Origin of the sequence: Fontibacter flavus (assembly GCF_042432905.1) — a bacterium.
Classification (GTDB): domain Bacteria; phylum Bacteroidota; class Bacteroidia; order Cytophagales; family Cyclobacteriaceae; genus Fontibacter; species Fontibacter flavus.
On sequence record NZ_JBHLWI010000036.1, the window covers coordinates 1 to 20810 of the forward strand.

Below are 20810 nucleotides of genomic sequence, written 5' to 3' on the forward strand. Positions count from 1 at the left end.
ACAATTGCCAGTCTGATTTTTAAAAACTACCTTAGACATTGTTGTATTTTGTTCAACTCTAAAATAATAATTTTAGAGAAGATCAACAATAAAAAAAGGGTGTCTCGACTTTTCGGACACCCCCATGATAGGTGTCAGTGTTTTTCATAGACCAGTTCCGGCTCTACTACTTCCACATTTCCCTTTTCGTTTATACTACTAAGTGTAACCGTTTTCAGTTCATTGATTAGGATAGGGTCGTATTTGGCTGCCACACGAATATAATTCTCGGTAAATCCATGCATTTTCCCATTTTCTACATCTTCTTCAAATAGGACAGTAAATGTTTTGCCCATATTTTCTTCATAAAACTTCCTCCTTTTCTTTTCTGAAAGAATCCTCAGCATTTTCGATCTTTCATTCCTTTTTTTGATTGGAACAACCCCATCCATTTCTACAGCTCTGGTATTTGCTCTTTCAGAGTAGGTGAAAACGTGGAGATAAGAGATGTCCAGTTCATTTAGGAAATTGTATGATTCAAGGAAAAGCTCGTCAGTCTCACCGGGAAATCCTACAATAACATCCACGCCGATACAACAATGAGGCATCAGGTTTTTGATTTTTTTGACCCGATCTTCATAAAGTTCCCTAAGGTATCTTCTCCCCATACTTCTTAAGATAGTATTGCTGCCAGATTGGAGCGGTATGTGGAAATGAGGGACAAATCTCTTGGATTTGGATACAAACTCAATAATCTCATTGGTCAGCAAGTTGGGTTCAATGGAAGAGATCCTGAATCTTTCAATTCCTTCTATTTCATCCAGAGCCTCAACAAGGTCTGCGAATTTTTCTTTTCTTCTACCTTCCTGAATTCCAAAATCACCAATATTGACTCCCGTCAGTACAATTTCTTTTACTTCAGTCTTAGCAATTTCCCTTGCTGATTGAAGGATATTGTCGATAGAGTCACTCATGCTTTTTCCTCTAGCCAAAGGAATAGTACAAAAAGCGCAACCGTAGTTGCAACCGTCCTGTACTTTCAGGAAAGTTCTTGTCCGGTCATTAATAGAGTAGGCGTTATTAAAAACGTTGGCTTCTTGAATTTCGGAAGCGAGAACTTTTGTTTCCTGCTCTTTGGCAAACCCATCCAATAATTCAATTAACCTGAATTTTTCAGCAGCACCCAAGACAGCGTCAACGCCTTCTATTTCGGCAATTTCCTGTGGTTTGAGCTGCGCATAACACCCGATAATTGTAACATAAGAGTTTGGGGATATTTTTTTAGCCTCCTTTACAATCTTTTTACACTTTTTGTCTGCATTATCGGTAACCGAGCAGGTGTTGATGATGAAAATATCCGGGTTTTGTTCGAACTCCACTTTTTCATACCCCTTAGCCTCGAACATTCTGCTAATGGTGGAGGTTTCAGAATAATTTAATTTACAGCCTAAAGTGTAAAATGCTACTTTTTTCACGCCAATCTCCTTTGTTTCAGGCTGCAAAGTTAAATATTATCCCTCAGTTTTCAATTTTCTATTTTTTTACTCAAAACTGCGCATTTTATATGGGTTAATACTGAAATCGGGTCTTGTTTTTTGAAAAAAATATAAATTTTCTCAAAAATTGGTTAAAAAATAACCCGATATGAATAAAATTAATATTATTTGATAATTTTGTGGGTATAATATTAAACCACAAATTGTAGAAAATGGCAACTTTAAGACAAAAAGCGCTTCTAATAGCACAAGGAAGGTCAAGGGTGACAGTGACACCCCCATCAAATAAGGTTTCAGACTATTACGGCATCTATGTGTTCGGCTTGAAACAAATGAAAGAGTCTTTGGCTCCTTCAGTGTTCAAGAAAGTCATGGAAGCTATTGAGAAAGGAAGCAAAATAGATCCATCCACTGCAGAGGAAATTGCATCAGCGGTAAAAACATGGGCTATGTCCAAGGGAGTAACGCACTATACCCATTGGTTTCAGCCACTAACAGGTTCAACAGCTGAAAAGCATGATGCCTTTTTTGATGCCCATGCAGGTATTGAAAAATTTAAAGGTACAGCGTTGGTTCAGCAAGAGCCTGATGCTTCGTCTTTCCCACATGGAGGCATACGCTCCACATTTGAAGCCAGGGGTTATACGGCCTGGGATCCATCTTCCCCGATTTTTATCTTTGATAAGACGCTTTGTGTTCCAACCATATTCGTTTCCTATACAGGAGAGGCGCTTGATTATAAAACACCATTGTTGAAATCAATGGAAGCTATCAACGAGGCCTCTGTAGGTATATGCCAATTGTTTGACAGGAACGTTAAAAAGGTAGTGCCTTCTCTAGGGATTGAGCAGGAATACTTTGTGATCGACAAATCCCTTTTTGCTACGCGTCCTGACTTGGTGATGTCAGGAAGGACAGTTTTTGGTCATAATCCTGCAAGAGGTCAGCAATTGGAAGATCATTACTTTGGATCAATTCCTACCAGAGTAAAGGATTTTATGATGGATTTTGAAATTGAAGCCCACAAATTGGGAATTCCAGTTTCAACCCGTCACAATGAAGTCGCACCTAGTCAGTTTGAAGTGGCTCCTTTATTTGAGGAAATAAACAAAGCAATTGATCACAATCAATTGTTGATGGACTTGATGGACAAGGTTGCGGAAAAGCATAACCTAAAAGTTCTTCTTCATGAAAAGCCATTTGCGGGGGTAAATGGTAGTGGTAAGCACAATAACTGGTCTTTGATTACAGATACTGGTGTCAATTTATTCCAGCCTAGCAATTCGGCTAGAGAAAACCTTCAGTTTTTGGCATTTGTGGTAGCTACAGTAAAGGCTGTATATGATTATGCAGACTTGCTCCGTGCAAGTATCGCTTCTGCTAGCAATGACTTTAGATTAGGTGCAAATGAGGCTCCTCCTGCTATTATGTCCGTATTCTTGGGTTCTACTCTTACAACCGTCTTGGATGAGCTGGAGAAAAACGGAAACGTGAAGATTGAGAAAGGCGACAATATGTACATGAAGTTAGGTATCTCTAAGATTCCTGAAATCATTTTGGACAATACGGATAGAAACAGGACTTCTCCTTTTGCCTTTACCGGAAATAAATTCGAGTTTAGGGCTGTGGGGTCAAGTGCCAATTCAGCAGGTCCTATGACTGTTTTGAATGTGATTGTGGCAGAAGTGTTGAGAAATATGTTGAAGGATGTTGAAAAAGAAATGTCAGGGGGCAAGGAGAAAAAGATTGCCATTGTGAACGTACTTAGAAAATACATCAAGGACAGCAAAAAGATCAGATTTGAAGGTGATGGATATTCTGAAGAATGGGAAAAAGAAGCTGAGAAAAGAGGTCTTTCAAATTTGAAGAGTACTCCTTTCGCTTTGGATACTTATCATGATAAAAAAGTGGTGGAGGTTTTTGCTAAGCACAATGTATTGTCTTCCATAGAATTACATGCAAGGCATGAGATCATGTTGGAGAATTATATTAAGAAAGTACAGATTGAGTCTAGGGTGATGGGTGATTTGGCCCTTAACCATGTGATTCCAACAGCTATACAGTATCAGAACAAACTGATCGAAAACGCCAATGGTTTGAAAGGTTTGGGCTTGGATAATAAGGCAGCAGTTGAAACAATCAAGGAAGTGAGCAGACATCTTGAGTCATTGAAGCAGAATGTCAATGCAATGATTGATGCCAGAAGAAAACTGAACAAAGAAGAAGATGTGGCCAAAAGAGCCAAGGGATATTGCAATGATGTCAAAGAAGCATACTTCGATAAAATCAGGTATTCGGTTGATAAACTGGAGTTATTAGTGGATGATGAATATTGGCCACTTGTAAAGTATAGGGAGATGCTGTTTATCAAATAATTACCATTTGGCAGAATTTAATTTCAAAGCCCAGGTCTGTATTGACTTGGGCTTTTTTCTTGAAATTTGCAGATTATTGACCATATTGCCTCAAAGTTTTGCACTTGAAAATCAATTGAATGGCGAAGAAAAAAACTTCCATCAAAGACATTGCTAAAGCCTTGGGTGTCTCCATTACCACAGTTTCCTTTATTCTTAACGGAAAGGCGAAAGAAAAAAGAATCAGTGAGGAAATGACAAAGAAGGTTCAGGATTACATCAAAGAAATAGGTTACAAGCCAAGCCATTTGGCGCAAAGTCTTAGGCTTGGTAAATCCAAAGTGATCGTATTTATGGTCGAGGATATCTCCAATCAATTTTTTGCATCAATAGCCCGATTGATAGAAGAAAAAGCCTACAAGAACGGATATAAGATCATCTATTGCAGTACTGATAACGATACTTCCAAGGCAATTGAATTAATCTCTACTTTTAAAATGAGAAGTGTGGATGGGTTTATCATTACCCCAACTCCCGGCTTGGAACCAACTGTGGAGGAACTTTTGGATGAAAATTTGGCTGTGGTTTTATTTGACAGGTGGATGCCTGATGTAGAATGTAGCTATGTGGTAGTGGAAAATAAGAGCAGTTCTTTTGAAGCTACCCGTCATTTAATTGAGGTAGGCTGCCGAAATATAGGCTTTATCACTTTAGAATCTAATCAGACCCAAATGATTGATCGGTTCAATGGATTTGAACAGGCAGTTAGAGACGCTGAAGTCAACCATGAGGTTTTCAAAGTGAAATTTCATACGATAGCTGAACAGGAAGCTTCTACAAAAATCCTTGAATTCCTTGAAAGCAATCCTGAGTTGGATGGAATCTTTTTTGCGACTAATTATCTCGCCTTTGAAGGGTTACAGGCTTTGAGTAAATTACATAAAAATATTCCTCATGATATCAAAGTGGTGTCCTTTGATGATCATTACTTTTTCAGCCTATATAATCCTAGTATTTCAGCCATAGAACAGCCTTTGGAGGAAATTGCAGATAGATTAATGGAATCTATCTTGAAGCAGCTTGACGAAAATCTCGTTGAAAAGCCTGTGCAAAAACTGGTGCTCAATAATAAACTTCATATCAGGGAATCCTCAAGAGGCTGATAAATGAAACTTTTTTTCCAGCTTGGATAAAGTTATTCGGAAATTTCTTATTTTAGATAAATCCTTTTAGCAAGCCTTATTGGGGGATCCTCTAACTTTGCTCAGTATCTGCGTACTAATTGGATTGAATAAAGCCATAAACCCAGAAATGACCCAGAGAAATATATTAGCCGGAGATATTGGAGGCTCTCACTTTACTTTAGCACAATTTGAAGAGACACTTCTAGGCCCAGAACTCATTCGGATAGAAAGAGTGGCAGTGGATTCAACAGGAAGTAAAGATGAGATTTTAGAGACCTGGGCTTCTATGATCAAAAAAATGATTCAATCAGAAAATGAAGTTGCAATTGCTTTAGCAATGCCAGCACCTTTTGATTATGATACCGGTATTTGTTTGATTCAGGAACAAGGTAAATTTTTGCAGCTTTTCGGAGTCAATCTGAAGAAAGAATTGAGTTTGAGTCTACACATCCCTGAATCTTCTTTTATTTTCATCAATGATGCTCAAGCATTTCTATTGGGAGAAGCTTCATTTGGTAAAGGCAAGGGTTACGCTTCATTGATGGGTCTGACTTTAGGTTCTGGACTGGGGTCTTCAATTAAGCAAGGAGATGAAGTGAGAGATGCAGGGCTATGGCAACAGTCATTTAAGGATGGTATTGCAGAAGACTACTTGGGGACTTCATGGTTTGTCGACTACGTGAAACGTGAATTTGGAATTGAGATAGAAGGAGTCAAAGAAATGTTGGTTCATCCGGAAATTTCGGGTCGATTGGATGAGATTTTTGACCAGTATGCCCAGAATTTAGCGGATTTTATTGTTGAGCAATATGATGTTTTTAAGATGGAAAAAGTGATTTTAGGAGGGAATATAACCCGTGCTTCAGATTGGTTTTTAGATAAGACACTGAAATCATTAAGATTTTTAGGAATTCTGATTCCTGTAGAAATCAGTGATCTTGGAGAAAAGAGTGCTGTTTATGGAGCGGCTTCTGTTTTATTCAGTAAAAAGAAAACATCTCATTTTTGAAGATGCTTTTTAGATCAAGACATCTTCAAAAATCTTCTCATTGACCACTGCGACTCCACCCAATAACCCAACTTCTTTTCCCAGTTTATAGAGTGCCAATTCAGTGTTTTCCCTGGCTTTTGCCATACTGTAAATATTCAAAGCTTGCTGAATTGGGGTAGTCAGGTAATGTTTAGCTTCAGCCACTGAACCTCCTAAAATGATCAACTCTGGGTTCAATAATTGGATCAGAATAGAAATGCCTCTCCCCAGGTCCAGGCCTGCTTCAGATATAATGGTAATCGCTCTCTGGTCACCTGCCAATGCTGCATCTACTACCAGATAGGGCTCTACCTCACCGTTATTTTCTGCTGCCATTCTGGCCAAAATAGAGTCGCTGTCATTTTGAATTGCTTCTCTAGCCATTCGGACGATAGCTGTACCTGAAGCCACAGATTCAAGACATCCTTTTTTACCACAAGTACAAGTGATCTCCCTAGATTCAAAAATTGGGGAATGGCTAAATTCACCTGCAAAACCGGAGGCTCCTTGGTAGATTTTTCCGTCAATGATAATGCCCAGACCAATTCCCCAACCGATGAATATTCCCAAGACATTTTTGTATTGGTCATTATGGCCAAACTTAAACTCCGCTAGGGTCATGGCTCTGGCATCATTCTCAAGGAATACCTTTCTGCCAAGTCTTGATTCAAAATTTTCTACTAGGCCTTTTTTGCCGAATTTAAGATAAGTATGGTTTATTCCATTGACAGAATCAATCAATCCTGGCATTGAAATTCCTACGGCAATGATTTTTTCGTTAGGTAATCCGGATTTTTCCAGATGTGCCAGAATGAAGTCACAAACTTTTTCAAAAGTTTCCTTGTCGTTGTTCAGAGATATTTTTAGTGTTTCAATATCGGTAACTGCTTTATTGGAACTGTTGTAGATAGCAGTTCTAATTCGAAACTTATTGATATCTACTGAAATGACATAGAAGGAATTATCCGCTAGTTTATATAGGTCAGGCTTTCTTCCTCCCTGGGATTCTGCACGTCCATGTTTGATTACTTCCCCAGATGTCATAAGATCACCCAATAAAGAATTAACCGTGGGTAGGCTGATGCCAACCTCACTGCACATCTCACCGGCAGTATTACTGCCTTTTGTGTATAGATTTTTGATTAGCTTCAGTTTATTGATAAAACTTTTGGTTTCAACTACTCCTTCAGTCTTTTCAAGGGCTTTTTTGGGATCGATTAAGTTCATGGGTAAAAATTTAAAAGCTCAATTACGTGAATTTTTGAAGAATTACAAAAGTGCTTTATGAAAAAAATACATTATCAAGTGGCTGTTTATTAAAGAAATGATTTCATGATCTCAATATTCTGCTGGCTTAAAAAAGTTTTTTAATATTGTTCAGGTAGTTAGTGTCAATAAAATGAGATGGCCCTTCTTAGGGCCATCTTATTAATTGTTTCCTCTACCACCTCTACCAGTGCTTGATTCCCGGCTATTGTTGCTACTAGACCTGTTAACAGTACCTGCACTGCTTCTACTATTGGATCTAGATGAAGAATTCACTGCCGGTCCGCTACTTCGGCTAGGTCCATTGCTTCTAACCGCGGTGTTATTTTGCCTCGCAGGAGCTCCAGATCTCACATTAGCGTTTGATTGCCTGTTTGGAGCAGAGCTTTTGACATTAGGGCTTTGCTGCCTTGCAGGGGTTTGCGTCCTGTTGTTTATGGTCGGATTTGCCTGTCTACTTTGTGCATTGCTTCTGACAGCGGCTCCGTTATTTTGGGCATTTCGGTTAGCAGGTTGTGCTACCTGTCTGGTTCTGCTCGGTGTTCCTACACTATTTACATTTGGATTAGCCTGTTTGTTCTGCGTATTGCTTCTGACTGCTGCTCCATTGTTTTGAGTGTTACGGTTGGAAGGTTGTGCAACTTGACCCGCTCTACTTGGAGTTCTGGCACTATTCACATTTTGGTTGCTTCTGCTTCCATTTACTTCCCCATTTACCTGAGCCCTTCTGCTGTTTTGGACATTAGTGCTAGCACTCCTATTGTTATTTTGAGCTGCTCTATAAGGTGCAACCTGACCTTGCCTATTGTTTTGGGCTTGAGGAGCTGCTGCAGAGGACCTTTGTTGGGTTGCAGACCTTTGCTTGTATTCTTCTGCTGAATATGCTCTAGATGGTCTAGCGCTTTCATTATTGGCTCTTGCAGAAGTAATTTGAGGTCTGTACATGTTAAGGTTGTTGTTTTGTACAGTCGCCCTTCCCGGTCTTGTGGAACTGTTGACTTGGTAAACAGGAACTGAAGTCCTTGTAACTCTCTCAATCTCCCTTCTGCTTGGACCTGCTATATAAGTGTTGTTATTGTAAACATAGGTATTGTTGATAATGGTAGTTCTATTGTAAACATTGACAACATTATAATGAGGAACGAAGTATCTATGGTAATGTCTTGCTCTGAATCTTCTTTGTGGAAGGAAAACCCAGTGCCTTGCAGGAATATTGATGTTGACACTGATGTGCATGCCAGGTCCAAGTGGCGCCCAACCGTAGTAACCACCACCAGTTCTCCAACTTACCCAAGCTGGTCCCCATTCATAACCAGGAACCCAAGCCCAGCCATAGAAGTCACTCCAAAACCATCTTCCATAGTGGAACGGAGCCCAGCCCCAGTCATATTGGGAGACCCAGGTATTTCCAAAGTTTGTCATAGTCCAATAGCCATTGGTCACATATGGCTGGAAACCTCTATCAACATATGGAATCCAAACATAGCCATAGTTAGGGTCCATTACCCAATCTCCATAAGGGCTGAGTTCGTTGTAGAAAACTTGGAATGAAACTCCCACAGGAGGAGGTGCTGCTTTTGCTTTGTATGCAAAGCCCAAACCTATACCCAGTATAAGTAAGAAGCTTAACAGATATTTAGTTGCCTTTTTCATAACAGTACGGTTTAGTGTTCTTGTTTGAGTTTACGGCAATAAACGGGCCTAAGTTTTGAATTAAATTAAATCGTTAGAATAAAAATTTAGGAAAAACGTTTTAGCGAATTTTTATTTCAAGATTCTTTTTTGAAATAATTTTCAGTGAAAATAGCAAGGTTCAGATTTCTGTAGGAGCAATTGAAAAATGATTCAAGTTTGGCATCAAAAACTGAAATTTGCTGCAGGGATTACTTAGTAGTTGGGGGGTATTGAAGTCATTTACAAAAACGGGCCCTCTTTTGGGCCCTTTTTTTATTTCGCTTTTACAGCATCAATCTTTTTGGCTATTTCTTCAGCTTCTGCCATTAATTTATCTGCTTCGGTTCTATTGCTATGAGATACCTTATGTGCTTTAGAAAGCAATTCCTTGTAATCTTCCTGGAGTTTTTCCAGCTCTGATTTTTTCTTAAACAGTCCAAACATGATTTATCTTTTCCTAATAAACAATGTTATGAGGATTCTGTTTGATCAATCAAAAAAATCGAATCGGATTTCATTTCGCATTTCATCTTCTTCCGTGACAATTTCATCTGCTTTGAAGTTGATGATTTGTTCGAGTCTTCCCATTAAATTATAATATCTCCAGGCCCCTTCTTTCTTGCCGTCGACCATATTACCTTCTGAAGCCTTATTCCCATTTTCGTGGAAATAAGTCCATTGCCCCTCCGGTTTTCCTTCCTTATAATTTCCCTCTGATTCTTTTTTTCCTGATGTGTAGTAGGTTATTCTTGTTCCATTACCATTTTGCAAAGTTCCTTTTTCCAAGCTTGATTTGCCATCATAGGTGAAATAATCTCCGACATTCATCAGCCTTCCATTGCTCCAGAATTCTTCTTGGCTGAGTTGTTTATTGTCATAAAACAGGCCCCAAACGCCGTCTTCAAATCCAAGAAAATAACTTCCTACAGATTTAAGTTGACCACCGTCATAGTAGTAAAACCATTGACCATTTTCTGATCCTAAAGTGTATTCACCTTCAGCGATGAGAATTCCGATCTTATTAAAATATTTCCAAAGGCCGGTTTTGACATCATTCCTATACTCTCCTATGGAGTAGAGGTTCCCTTCAGGGAAAAAACTTCTCCATAATCCGTCTTTCATGCCATTTTTATACTGTCCGGATACTGAAAGTTTACCGTTCGCATGGTATTCCACGTACTCGCCAATAGGAAGGCCAAGTTCGTAAGTTTTTTTCTTTGAGAGACTTTTATTTGGAAAGTATTCTTCCCAGGTTCCCACGGGGATATCGTTTTCGTATTTTTCTATTCTGGCAATTCTTCTATTCTCATAAAAGAATTTCCATTCCCCTGTTCTATTGCCGTTTTGGTCATAAATTTTTTCTGACTCCACCACCCGTGTTCCTGGAAAGTAAGTTGTCCATTTGCCAATCCTTTTTCCATTTTTGAATTCTCCCTGTTCTTCAACCAATCTTTCCATGGAGTATCTTGTGAAATTGCCCTCCGGTCTGTTGTTTTTGTAGGTGGTTTCTACAATTAAAGTTCCGTAGATATCAAATTCCTGATATGCCCCTTCCTGACTGTCCATGTCGTAATTTCTGACCACAGCCTTTTCACCATTGGAATAAAAGGAAATCCACGTTCCATGTTTTTTACCATTGACAAATTGTCCTTCTGTTTTTACTTGTCTTGGGTTAAAAAATGAAGGTTGGTTCTCTCGGCCATAATACTCCTTATAAGGTCCTACTAAGACACTGTCTTTGTAAATTTGCTCTATTTTTAGTGTCCCTGTGTTGTCATATTCTCGGTAAAGACCGCTTGGTACATTGTTTCTGTAATCTATTTCCAATCTTTTGTTGCCATTTGGATAGAAAACAGTAGCCAATCCCTCCCTTTTGCCAAGATCGTAGTTAATAGATTGCACTAATTGGCCGGTCTTGGGATTTTCAAATTTCCACATTCCCTCCATCAGTCCATTATTCATGATTCCGGTCCCAACTAATGTGGAATCGGCATTATAAATGGAAATAATATTTGGACGCCCTTGGGCGATAGCTGTGAATGAAATGGATAATAGCAGGAAAAAGCTAAAAATATATTTCATAAGAGAAATTTCAATGGTTCATATTTCATACGGAAACTGCGTACTTCGGTTCTAAATTAGCTTAAATATGTGAATTTAGAAAAAATGAAGAATGATATTCCAAGATGCTTTTTACCAAAAGGCTCAACTTTTGCTTCATGTCATTAATATCTGCTTCCATATCAAGTTTTCTCCATATTTGAATTTGACTTGAATCTTTGATAGTTGATTTAAGATTATTCTGTGTCAGTCGAAAACTTGAATGAATTATCTTTCCATAGTCAAAAATTGACTCACCAACTGATAATTGGTAGACTCGGTGTGAGTAGACCCAATCTTCGGGATTGGATAGAATTATTTTATTTCCGATGGATATGAAGATAAAAAAGCCTTTACCCCACCAGTTTAAAAGTCTAATGTTGAAACCAGTGTCTTGATTGAAATCCCGAACAATGTCCAATACTTGATAAGGTAATCCGTCTAATTGGTTTCCCTTGCTGATTTTACTGCCTTTAGATTGAGGAAAGATAGAAACAAGGAAATCCTGAGGGAAATCATTGGCGACCTCCGTCAGGATTTGCAGGAGAAGATTGGTCTGCTGATTGAATTTTTTGAAAAAAGGCTCAGCTTCGTTAAAAAAAGACAAATCAAGTTTTTGGCTTTCTTCCATATGTGGTTTTACCAGTTCAAGAGCGCTGATGCCCATGCAAAGCCACTACCGAAAGCAGCCAAGCAGACCAAGTCGCCTTCTTTTAGTCTTTTCTGTTCCCAAGCTTGACTAAGCGCGATAGGAATGGTTCCGGCTGTGGTATTTCCCAAATACATGATATTGTTGAATACTTTCTCATCGGCCAAGCCCAATTTTTGTTGGATGTAGTTGCTGATTCTAAGGTTAGCCTGATGGGGGACTAAAAGGTCAATTTCAGATTTATCCTTGCCATTGGCATCCAAGGCCTCTTGAATCACTTCTGAAAAACGCACTACCGCATGCTTGAATACAGCGTTTCCGTTCATTTTTAAGAAGAAGTCACCTCTATCAATCATTTCAGGTGAGATCCTGACTTTTGTGCTGCTACTTGGTGCCAGACAGAATAATTCCTCGGCATACTGGCCTTCGGAGTGTAGGTGAGTGGAAAGAATTCCTGGCTGATCATTTGCGACAGCTGTCAATACTGCGGCACCTGCTCCATCTGCAAATATGACCGCACTAGATCTACCCTCGTCACTTTTGTCCAATGCTGAAGACTGGATCTCTGCACCGACAACAAGGATGTTTTTATACATGCCTGTCTTGATAAACTGGTCTGCTACGGAGAGTGCATAGATAAATCCCGAACAGGCATTTCTGACATCTAAGGCGCCAATATTTCGCATGCCAAGTTCTCTTTGTAGCAGTACGCCATTTCCCGGAAGGAAATAATCCGGTGTGATCGTGGCAAAAACTATGAAATCAATGTCATTTGCTGTCAATCCTGACCTTTCCAATGCCATTCTGGATGCGGCGGCCGACATGCTTGTGACAGTGTCTTTACCGGGAGAAAACCATCTCCTCTCATGAATCCCTGTTCTTTCGACAATCCAATCATTGTTGGTGTTCATGATACTGGATAGGTAATCGTTGGTGATGATATTTTCAGGGACATAATGACCTACACCTATAATTCTAGATTTTTTCATGGATTTCCAGTTATATTGGGTTAGCTGATCAATAAGTTCAGCAAATTGTTATGCATTGCATACAAATATCCCATTTCATTTTTGTTTTACAAAAACAAATAAATGGAATGAATTTGGTTTCATTTTAGGTAAATATCAGAGACGGCCCTCGCTTTTAAGTTTCCAATAACGGTAAAGTCCTGCCACAGACATCCAGCTCGGATTGGCATATTCATATATTTGGATCAGCTCTTCGTTGCATCCTTCTTTCGCTAGCTGATTGTGTGTGTAATCCATGAATTTCGGGATTACCTCTTTGTGATCAACACTTTCTTCAAAAAAAGGTTTGATCCACATCGCCCAATCATTCAAAATATATGAGAGGGAATCAAGGTGCCAGTCTATGGCATTGACTACCCCAAAATGGGTCAGATAAAGTGCGCTTGGCTGCTCTGCTTTGAGGATAGCAATGGAATTTTTCCAAGCTTCAAGATCAATATCAGGTGGAGGGCAAGGTGGGACCACTGGTCCATGCTCGATTTTCACTCCTGCAATATCTCCCGTAAAGATGATGTCGTTGTATTTCCAGGCGATATGATGGCTGGCATGACCGGGAGTATGGAGGGCTTTTATGGTAACATCTCCAAAAATCAGGGGTTCTTCATGGGAAACACTAAATATTTGAGAAGGGTCAATTGGCCTCATTTTTCCCCAAAGTCTGTCCATATCATTTCCATAAATCTGGGCGGCTGAATTCCAAAGTTTTTCTGGACTTGCTAAGTGTGGAGCTCCGATAGGGTGGACATAAATAGAAGCACCTAATTCTGCAAATTTCCATGCCGCACCTGCATGGTCAAAGTGAATATGGGTAAGGAGTATATGTTTGATGTCCTCAACTTGGAAACCGAGTGTGTTGATACCTTTCTTTAATTGTTCGAATGTGCTTTCTGGTCCGGTTTCAATGAGAATTGGACCTATAGAAGTTTCAATCAAAAAGCTGGCGATGGCTTCCTGGGTGTCAAGAAAATTCAAATCGATGATGTGTATATTTTCCATTATCCAAAAAGGGTATAATTACCAAATTGGTCCATAGGAGAGGTTTTTCTGATAATTGCAGGATTATCGTTATGAACACTGTTGACCAATGGTGAAACAGTATAGCTGAGCATTTCATCGCCAGGAAAAGTTTTAAGCATTTTTAATAGCTCTTCCTCAGTGCTGTATTTGTCCAGCCATTTTTTTTCATCTTCTTTTTTCAAGATAACAGGCATCCGGTCATGCACCTCTGATACCAAGGGATTTGGGCTGGTTGTCAAGATTAGAAATGTATGGTTACTTTCTCCAAATTCGTCTTCAAATTCTTCCCATATGCCGGCAAAAGAAAAAGCCTGTTCATCCGCCATGGTAAACCGATAGGGTATTTTGGTTTTTTTTCCGAGTTTTTTCCATTCGAAGAATCCATCAGCTGGGACAAGGCATCTTCTGGTGTTGAAAGACTGTTTGAAAGAGATTTTTTCATTAACGGTCTCTGCTTTGGCATTGATGAATTTTTGGGAAACAGGTTTGTTTTTAGCAAAACCTGGTGTAATGCCCCAATAGAAAAAAGAAAATCCTTTGGGGCTGTCCGATGTGATGACAGGAACGAGTTGGGTTGGGGAGATATTAAACCTGGGTTTGAAGTCAGCAAGCATTTCAGCCTGAAATCTTTCTTCTAATTGTATTTTACTTTTGTTAAGGGAATATCTGCCGCACATAATATTGCTTTTTTGGAAAATTACTGATTGCCAGTGATAAATTCAAATGCCCTTTTTTCAGACCAATAAATATCTTCCTTTTTTCTTGGGCTAAATCCCACATGTCCCCCATATTTCGGGAATTCCATCCAAACATGATCAAGCTTTCTGGCAAGGTTGACAGGGAAACATCTCTCACTCAAAAAGGGGTCATTCTGAGCATTCAGGATCAAGGCAGGAACTTCAATGTTTTCCAGAAAATAAAGGGATGAGTTTTGTTCGTAATAATCATGGGCATCATCAAAACCATGCAAAGGACCGGTATAATGGTCATCAAAATCCTGGAGTGTTTTGATTTTCCTCAAAATACCTGTGGGGATTTCTTTTGGAAATTTAAGCGCTTTTTTGAGGACCTTTTCTCTTAAGGTTTTGAGAAACCTTTTGGCATAAATGATATTCTCTCCCGTTGATATTTTCACGCTGGAACTTTCAAGGTGTAGGGGAACTGAAATGGCTACTCCTTTTTTGATTTTTTGACTTCTGTCTCTATCCTCGCCTAAATACTTTAAGGTGAGATTGCCCCCGAGACTGAAACCGACCAGATAGATACTGTCATAGTTTTGGGAAGCATACTTGACCACAGTGTCAAGGTCATAGGTGGCCCCTGAGTGATAGAAGATTGGCCTGTTGTTCAATTCCTCACTGCAGCCCCTAAAATTCCAATTGAGTACATCAAATCCATTGGTAAAGAATTGTCTCGCCATGCCTTTCATGTAAGGACGTTGGCTGTTTCCCTCCAGGCCATGGCTGATGATCACCAGACTTTCGGATCCATTTCTTAGCCAATCAAGGTCTAAAAAATCCTCATCAGGAGTGCTAATTCTTTCTCTTTCAAAAGGTAATGGTGGTGTTGCCCGGAAAAGGCTGGGAACAATTGTTTGCAAGTGACCGTTAAAAAGCCACTTAGGGTAATCGTAATCTGTGTTTTTGGTAAGAGGCATTTTGAAACAAAACCAATTGTTTATCGCTTTATAAACCTGAAAATACTACTATTAAATTTGAATAAAGACATTTTAACAACTATTTTTGGACTCCTTAAAATTTGACTAGGATAATATAAGCATATGGCCGAAATAATAAGAATGCCGAAAATGAGCGATACCATGGAAGAAGGGGTGATCGCAGCGTGGTTAAAGAAAGTAGGAGATGTCGTAAAACCTGGGGATATACTTGCTGAAGTAGAGACCGATAAGGCTACCATGGAACTGGAGTCTTATGAAGAAGGTGTATTGCTGTACATCGGTGTGGAAGAAAAGGACGCTGTGCCTGTCAATGGAGTGATTGCCATCATAGGTGAAAAAGGTGAGAATATAGATGCTTTGCTGAAAGATATCAAGAGCGGAGGAGCTGCTGAAGCAAAGTCAGAAAATAAAAAAGAAGCTTCAAAAGTGGAGGAACAACCAACTGTTAAAAAGCAAGAGGCAACTGAAACCATTGATGTATCAGGTATCAACGCTACTGTCATCACCATGCCCAAAATGAGTGATACCATGACAGAGGGTACGATCGCAACTTGGTTGAAGAAAGTTGGCGATCAAGTTAAATCAGGAGATATTATTGCAGAGGTGGAGACTGATAAGGCTACCATGGAGCTTGAATCTTATGAGGATGGTACATTGCTTTATATAGGAATAGAAGCGGGAGATGCTGTTCCTGTAGATGGCGTGATTGCTATCATTGGAGAAAAAGGAGCTGATTACGAGAAACTATTAAAGGCACATAAAGCCAACCAAGGTGCAGCTGAGGCACCTGCTTCGGAAGAGCAAAAAGAAGAGAAAGCACCTGAAGTGAAGAAAGAAGAAGCACCAGTGGCACAGAGCTCTGCACCAGCTACTAGCAGTTCTTCTTCTGATGGTGGCAGGGTGAAAGCTTCTCCCTTGGCGAAGAAAATGGCTTCTGAAAAGGGCGTTGATATTTCCTTGGTAAAAGGTACCGGCGAAGGTGGTAGAATTGTCAAAAGAGACGTTGAAAACTTCAATCCAGCTGTGGCACAGGCAGCAGCAGCGCCGACCGCTATGGCGACAAGTGCACCGGCAGTGGGTCAGGAGTCCTTCAAGGAAGAGAAAGTTTCGCAAATGCGTAAGGTGATTGCGAAGAGACTGGCAGAAAGTAAGTTCACAGCCCCTCACTTCTACCTGACCATGGAGATCAACATGGATAAGGCCATTGAAGCCAGAAAGAGCATGAATGAAATTTCTCCAGTGAAGATTTCCTTCAATGATATGGTGATCAAAGCAGCAGCTGCAGCATTGAGACAGCATCCAAAGGTGAATTCTTCTTGGTTGGGAGATAAAATCAGGTACAATGACCATATCCATATCGGTATGGCAGTAGCAGTTGAAGAAGGATTGCTTGTTCCTGTGATTCGCTTTGCAGACAGCAAATCATTGTCTCAGATTTCCAATGAAGCCAAAACTTTAGGAGGAAAAGCCAAAAACAAAAAACTTCAGCCGAAGGATTGGGAAGGCAATACGTTTACCATTTCCAACTTAGGTATGTTTGGTATCGATGAGTTTACAGCTATCATCAATCCACCTGATGCTTGTATCTTGGCAGTAGGTGGTATCAAAGAAACCGTCATTGTCAAAAATGGACAGATGCAGGTAGGGAATGTGATGAAGGTGACCTTGTCATGCGATCACAGGGTTGTGGATGGTGCAGTAGGTTCCGCATTCCTTCTGACATTAAAAGGACTGTTGGAAGATCCGGTGAGAATTTTGATCTAAAACAAAAACGAAATATGCCAAAAAGTCCTGATTTGTCAGGACTTTTTGTTTTTAGTATGGTTATTGAAATGAGAATTGATATTATAAGATATTGGGATATTAGCTCTGCTTCCACTTGGAGCCGGTTTCTTTATTTTCACATAAGCCCCGAATATCGCGAAGCCAATATCCAATATCGCGTAGCAAATATCATTTTCAATAGATTTCAAAAAGTATATTTCATCTAAAATCTTGAATCTTTTGCCTTAAAATTTAAGTCTTAAAAAAAATGGAGAAAATAAAATCAACTACCGTCGTAGCCATCAAACACAATGGTGAAGTAGTCATAGGAGCAGATGGTCAGGCCACACTGGGCAATACGGTAGCCAAGAGTACGGTAAATAAAATTAGGAGATTACAAGGAGGAAAGATTGTTTCCGGATTTGCAGGGTCCACAGCTGATGCCTTTACCTTATTGGAGAAATTCGAAGAAAAGTTGGGTGCTTATGGCAATAATATGAAACGTGCTGCGGTGGAACTGGCAAAGGAATGGAGAATGGACAGGATGCTGTCTAAGTTGGAAGCTATGATGATTGTTGCAGATAGTCAGGATATTCTGATCATTTCCGGCACAGGAGATGTGATTGAGCCTGATATGGAGATTGCCACAATCGGATCTGGAAGTATGTACGCACAATCTGCAGCCCGTGCCCTAAAAAAATTTGCCCCTCAGCTCACTGCTGAAGAAATGGTCCGAGAGAGTTTGGGAATTGCCGCTGATGTCTGTATCTATACCAACCATAATTTGGTGGTGGAGAAGGTTGTTAAATAGGTTTTTTCAGGCTTCTTACTACAATTGATATATCTCCAGTGTCTATTAAAACAAGGAAAGTGTTTCAACTTAAAAGACTTTCCTTGTTGCCCTAAATTCCATTTATTTAAAATGTATAGAGGGGCCGAATTTACTTTTACCCTGCTTGACCCAAACGGGAATCAATGCAATTTTCTCTTAAAGTCGTTTATTTTTGCTTTTTTTGAGGTAGACAATCAAAATGAAAATTATCGCTCCTGCAAAATAGAAAGGCCAAAGGGTAACCAAACCAACCACAAAGGTCAAGAATACCTGCCATCCGTTATCCAGTGCATTAAAAATCCTCACCCAAAACCCTTTCTTTTTAGGAGAATTCAATTCGTATGGCAATTCTTCATAGAATTGAACCTGTAGAGAACTGAATTGTATCTGTTGGCTAAGATAGTTGAACTGTCCCTGCATTGACTCAATTTCTGTTCGGACCTGATTTAGATTTCTTTCTATTTCTAGAATATCTTTTACTTCGTTTGCCTTAGAAAGGATTTCTCTATACCTTCTTTCCAATTCTTTTTTGTTTTGGATGCGTGTTTGGAGGTCATAGTATCTTTCGGTCACATCTTCCACATTAGAGTATTTGTTTTCAACCCTGAAAGCGATTTTGGCAATAGTATTCAAAAGGCTATCGTATTTTTCAGAAGGGACTCGGATACTGAGGAAATAACTTTTACGGAAATTGTCATTACTTTGACTTTCATTTTCCAGATAGGCATTGAATCCTCCTAGCATACCTTTGATCTGATTATAATCTTTGTCAACTGCTTCAGACTGGAAGTTTATACCACCAGAGCGCACCAATTTCTGGCTGATATCGGGAGATAGGAGTTTAGATTCTAAAGTCTCTTGAGAATGTTTGGACAAAGGGATATATTCTTCCATGTCAGTGGTGACCATAGGTTCTGGAGGTCTTCCACTAATGTTGATAGCGTCTTCATTGCTATGATTAGAACAGGCTGCAATGATAAACGCTAAAGTAAAAATAAGCTTCATAGGATGCTCGGTTAAAATCTATCAAAATTTAACGAAAAAGATCGGGATTTTTATATATAATAAAAATAGGTTGTTAGTGCTATCCTACCTGATGTAGAGATGTGAGATGGTTAGAATCGATACCTTCTTGGAAGCCTAGAAGGTTGAATTTCACAAGTAAAGCAAATATTGTTTATGTTTTCTTTCAGTCAGATTTAGGGAGGATGTTTTTGAACCTCAGTTTTTATACCTGCCTTTTCAAAATTGACCTTGAGAGAAAATCAAGCTGATCCTATTTTTTAAGATTTGATGATCAGTATCTAATGGGCTTATACATTCACTTCTAAATTTTACAGAGCTGAAGAGTTATTCAATTGACAAGCCATCAGGCGTTGAATTCCTGTATGTTGGCAGGAAAGGAATTGTATATTGGACATTTTTTTTAATTCTATAATTTGACCTTTTTTACTAACTCTTTAGCAGAAACCACCGCACCCTCCTTATATCCTGGTGATTGGGTTGCCGTCTCAGTACCTCCAAAAAACAATTTATTTCCTAAATAACCCTGTTGTAATAAGGGATGTCCATTATTTTGATGAGGTCTTTGAATGATTTGACTACCTGCTGATATAAACTCATCGGTCCACACTTTATCAAAATAAGCCAAAGGTGGAGAAGCTTGGTCTCCTTATAATTAGTTGAGTTGTTTTAAAACAAGCTCTTTTCTCAATTATTGACTGTAATAAGCTTCCCCACCATGTAAAAATCCAGTAAAGCCGAGTTTATCCTCTTCAAAATTCATGTGGTCAAACATTTACTCTATTATCCCTGCATGACTGTAATAGTATTCCAGAGAAAGTCCACTCAGTCCTCATCCCACGATAGCTACTTGTTATTTGGTTTTCATGCTGCTTTGGATGAATTGGTCATGAATTAGATTAATGAAAATAATAATACCTTCTTCCAAAGACCATTTTACCCTTCTAATTGTTTAACATCTCATTTCTTTTGCATCAGCTTTTTCTAATGCATCAATTTAATTCCTCTTCTTTTTAAAACTTCATATCCGATTTCTGGGTTATACCTACAGTAAACAATACCAATATGGAAAATACAGCAGCAAGGAAGACAAGTAAGATAGATCCCAGAACCAAAATCATCACAGGTTATGTCAACCATGTGCTTGAAAACGGATCTGAACCTTTGTCTGTCTATAAATTTGCCAAGGAACTCAAAATGAATGAGGCCGATTTTTACGCCTACTTTACCTCGTTTGAGGCTGTCAAATCAGCAGTTTGGGGCAAACTATTCGACGATACCATCCAAAATTTGGAAGCCCAGGAAGTATTCAAAGAGTACAGTGCCAGAGAAAAACTGCTCGGTTTCCTATTTACATTGGTAGAAGAACTGAAAAAAAACAGATCCTATTTGCTTTCCCTTTATGCCGGCCAAAAAGATTTGAAAAAACTCTTGCCACAGGAGGTGAAAACATTCAGAACCAAATTCAAAGATTTTGCCAATGAGATCATATTGGAAGGGAAGGAAACAGAAGAGATCGCCAGCCGTCCGATTATCTCAGAAAGATATGATGAGGCGCTTTGGTTACAAGTTTGGTTTGTATTCCAATTTTGGTTGAAGGATACTTCTCCTTCATTCGAAAAAACGGATGCAGCCATTGAAAAATCAGTAAATCTGGCTTTCGACCTGATGGGCAAAAGTGCATTGGATACCTTTATAGATTTTGCGAAGTTTTTATACCAGAATAAATAATCAAC

At 39.2% G+C, this 20810-nt stretch carries 18 protein-coding genes; 6 read left to right on the top strand and 12 right to left on the bottom strand.

The window, feature by feature from the left end; all coding sequences use genetic code 11:
- Positions 1-134: 134 nt before the first annotated feature.
- Positions 135-1454, bottom strand: coding sequence for a tRNA (N(6)-L-threonylcarbamoyladenosine(37)-C(2))-methylthiotransferase MtaB (gene mtaB, locus ACFFIP_RS12565; RefSeq protein ID WP_382388005.1), 1320 nt, complete (start codon positions 1452-1454; stop codon positions 135-137).
- 233 nt (positions 1455-1687) lie between these two features.
- Here mtaB and ACFFIP_RS12570 point away from each other — a divergent pair, with 233 nt between their 5' ends.
- From ACFFIP_RS12570 to ACFFIP_RS12580, 3 genes are all read left to right on the top strand, one after another.
- Positions 1688-3850, top strand: coding sequence for a glutamine synthetase III family protein (locus ACFFIP_RS12570; protein WP_382388006.1), 2163 nt, complete (start codon positions 1688-1690; stop codon positions 3848-3850).
- Positions 3851-3969: 119 nt separating this feature from the next.
- Positions 3970-4992 carry a LacI family DNA-binding transcriptional regulator gene (locus ACFFIP_RS12575; RefSeq protein ID WP_382388007.1) on the top strand — a complete coding sequence of 341 codons (1023 nt, stop codon included), beginning with the start codon at positions 3970-3972 and terminating at the stop codon, positions 4990-4992.
- A 148-nt stretch (positions 4993-5140) separates the two neighbouring features.
- The gene (locus tag ACFFIP_RS12580) at positions 5141-6022 is read left to right on the top strand and encodes an ROK family protein (protein WP_382388008.1); all 882 of its coding nucleotides are present in this window, start codon (positions 5141-5143) and stop codon (positions 6020-6022) included.
- A 9-nt stretch (positions 6023-6031) separates the two neighbouring features.
- Here the strand turns inward: ACFFIP_RS12580 and ACFFIP_RS12585 are convergent, their stop codons facing one another.
- The 9 genes from ACFFIP_RS12585 to ACFFIP_RS12625 form a co-directional block, all read right to left on the bottom strand.
- Positions 6032-7270, bottom strand: a complete 1239-nt coding sequence (locus tag ACFFIP_RS12585; protein ID WP_382388009.1) for an ROK family protein — start codon at positions 7268-7270, stop codon at positions 6032-6034.
- A 201-nt stretch (positions 7271-7471) separates the two neighbouring features.
- Positions 7472-8962 carry a DUF6600 domain-containing protein gene (locus tag ACFFIP_RS12590; protein WP_382388010.1) on the bottom strand — a complete coding sequence of 497 codons (1491 nt, stop codon included), beginning with the start codon at positions 8960-8962 and terminating at the stop codon, positions 7472-7474.
- A gap of 294 nt (positions 8963-9256) precedes the next feature.
- On the bottom strand, positions 9257-9427 hold the full coding sequence (locus ACFFIP_RS12595; RefSeq protein WP_382388011.1) for a Lacal_2735 family protein: 171 nt from the start codon (positions 9425-9427) through the stop codon (positions 9257-9259).
- A gap of 45 nt (positions 9428-9472) precedes the next feature.
- Positions 9473-11065 (bottom strand): toxin-antitoxin system YwqK family antitoxin, encoded by a 1593-nt coding sequence (locus tag ACFFIP_RS12600; RefSeq protein WP_382388012.1) that lies wholly within the window; start codon positions 11063-11065, stop codon positions 9473-9475.
- A 61-nt stretch (positions 11066-11126) separates the two neighbouring features.
- Positions 11127-11714 carry a hypothetical protein gene (locus tag ACFFIP_RS12605; RefSeq protein ID WP_382388013.1) on the bottom strand — a complete coding sequence of 196 codons (588 nt, stop codon included), beginning with the start codon at positions 11712-11714 and terminating at the stop codon, positions 11127-11129.
- Between the two features lie 8 nt (positions 11715-11722).
- Complete coding sequence (locus ACFFIP_RS12610) at positions 11723-12721, bottom strand: 3-oxoacyl-ACP synthase III family protein (protein ID WP_382388014.1); 999 nt, start codon at positions 12719-12721, stop codon at positions 11723-11725.
- A 135-nt stretch (positions 12722-12856) separates the two neighbouring features.
- Complete coding sequence (locus ACFFIP_RS12615) at positions 12857-13756, bottom strand: MBL fold metallo-hydrolase (RefSeq protein WP_382388015.1); 900 nt, start codon at positions 13754-13756, stop codon at positions 12857-12859.
- Complete coding sequence (locus tag ACFFIP_RS12620) at positions 13756-14454, bottom strand: SOS response-associated peptidase (RefSeq protein WP_382388016.1); 699 nt, start codon at positions 14452-14454, stop codon at positions 13756-13758. The genes ACFFIP_RS12615 and ACFFIP_RS12620 overlap by 1 nt, the downstream gene beginning before the upstream one ends.
- 20 nt (positions 14455-14474) lie before the next feature.
- A complete protein-coding gene (locus ACFFIP_RS12625; protein WP_382388017.1) occupies positions 14475-15434 on the bottom strand; it encodes a YheT family hydrolase in 960 nt (319 codons plus the stop codon).
- A gap of 123 nt (positions 15435-15557) precedes the next feature.
- On the opposite strand from ACFFIP_RS12625, the gene ACFFIP_RS12630 reads away from it, so the two are divergent.
- Together ACFFIP_RS12630 and hslV are read left to right on the top strand one after the other, a co-directional pair.
- The gene (locus ACFFIP_RS12630; protein ID WP_382388018.1) at positions 15558-17219 is read left to right on the top strand and encodes a pyruvate dehydrogenase complex dihydrolipoamide acetyltransferase; all 1662 of its coding nucleotides are present in this window, start codon (positions 15558-15560) and stop codon (positions 17217-17219) included.
- Between the two features lie 268 nt (positions 17220-17487).
- Entirely contained in the window at positions 17488-18030 is a 543-nt protein-coding gene (gene hslV / locus ACFFIP_RS12635) for an ATP-dependent protease subunit HslV (RefSeq protein WP_382388019.1), read from the top strand.
- Between the two features lie 177 nt (positions 18031-18207).
- On the opposite strand, the gene ACFFIP_RS12640 is transcribed toward hslV, so the two are convergent.
- Together ACFFIP_RS12640 and ACFFIP_RS12645 are read right to left on the bottom strand one after the other, a co-directional pair.
- The gene (locus ACFFIP_RS12640; RefSeq protein ID WP_382388020.1) at positions 18208-19056 is read right to left on the bottom strand and encodes a DUF4349 domain-containing protein; all 849 of its coding nucleotides are present in this window, start codon (positions 19054-19056) and stop codon (positions 18208-18210) included.
- A 427-nt stretch (positions 19057-19483) separates the two neighbouring features.
- Complete coding sequence (locus tag ACFFIP_RS12645) at positions 19484-19702, bottom strand: hypothetical protein (RefSeq protein WP_382388021.1); 219 nt, start codon at positions 19700-19702, stop codon at positions 19484-19486.
- Between the two features lie 437 nt (positions 19703-20139).
- Between ACFFIP_RS12645 and ACFFIP_RS12650 the strand changes: the two genes are divergently transcribed.
- Positions 20140-20805, top strand: a complete 666-nt coding sequence (locus ACFFIP_RS12650) for a TetR/AcrR family transcriptional regulator (protein ID WP_382388022.1) — start codon at positions 20140-20142, stop codon at positions 20803-20805.
- The last annotated feature ends 5 nt before the right edge of the window (positions 20806-20810 follow it).

Excerpts from the sequence above, each read along its gene's own strand:
- ACFFIP_RS12580 (WP_382388008.1), top strand. The coding sequence starts at position 5,141 with ATGACCCAGAGAAATATATTAGCCGGAGATATTGGAGGCTCTCACTTT.
- ACFFIP_RS12615 (WP_382388015.1), bottom strand. The coding sequence starts at position 13,756 with ATGGAAAATATACACATCATCGATTTGAATTTTCTTGACACCCAGGAA.
- ACFFIP_RS12605 (WP_382388013.1), bottom strand. The coding sequence starts at position 11,714 with ATGGAAGAAAGCCAAAAACTTGATTTGTCTTTTTTTAACGAAGCTGAG.
- ACFFIP_RS12600 (WP_382388012.1), bottom strand. The coding sequence starts at position 11,065 with ATGAAATATATTTTTAGCTTTTTCCTGCTATTATCCATTTCATTCACA.
- ACFFIP_RS12570 (WP_382388006.1), top strand. The coding sequence starts at position 1,688 with ATGGCAACTTTAAGACAAAAAGCGCTTCTAATAGCACAAGGAAGGTCA.
- hslV (WP_382388019.1), top strand. The coding sequence starts at position 17,488 with ATGGAGAAAATAAAATCAACTACCGTCGTAGCCATCAAACACAATGGT.
- ACFFIP_RS12595 (WP_382388011.1), bottom strand. The coding sequence starts at position 9,427 with ATGTTTGGACTGTTTAAGAAAAAATCAGAGCTGGAAAAACTCCAGGAA.
- ACFFIP_RS12640 (WP_382388020.1), bottom strand. The coding sequence starts at position 19,056 with ATGAAGCTTATTTTTACTTTAGCGTTTATCATTGCAGCCTGTTCTAAT.
- ACFFIP_RS12585 (WP_382388009.1), bottom strand. The coding sequence starts at position 7,270 with ATGAACTTAATCGATCCCAAAAAAGCCCTTGAAAAGACTGAAGGAGTA.
- ACFFIP_RS12590 (WP_382388010.1), bottom strand. The coding sequence starts at position 8,962 with ATGAAAAAGGCAACTAAATATCTGTTAAGCTTCTTACTTATACTGGGT.
- ACFFIP_RS12630 (WP_382388018.1), top strand. The coding sequence starts at position 15,558 with ATGGCCGAAATAATAAGAATGCCGAAAATGAGCGATACCATGGAAGAA.
- ACFFIP_RS12610 (WP_382388014.1), bottom strand. The coding sequence starts at position 12,721 with ATGAAAAAATCTAGAATTATAGGTGTAGGTCATTATGTCCCTGAAAAT.
- ACFFIP_RS12625 (WP_382388017.1), bottom strand. The coding sequence starts at position 15,434 with ATGCCTCTTACCAAAAACACAGATTACGATTACCCTAAGTGGCTTTTT.
- ACFFIP_RS12620 (WP_382388016.1), bottom strand. The coding sequence starts at position 14,454 with ATGTGCGGCAGATATTCCCTTAACAAAAGTAAAATACAATTAGAAGAA.
- ACFFIP_RS12650 (WP_382388022.1), top strand. The coding sequence starts at position 20,140 with ATGGAAAATACAGCAGCAAGGAAGACAAGTAAGATAGATCCCAGAACC.
- ACFFIP_RS12575 (WP_382388007.1), top strand. The coding sequence starts at position 3,970 with ATGGCGAAGAAAAAAACTTCCATCAAAGACATTGCTAAAGCCTTGGGT.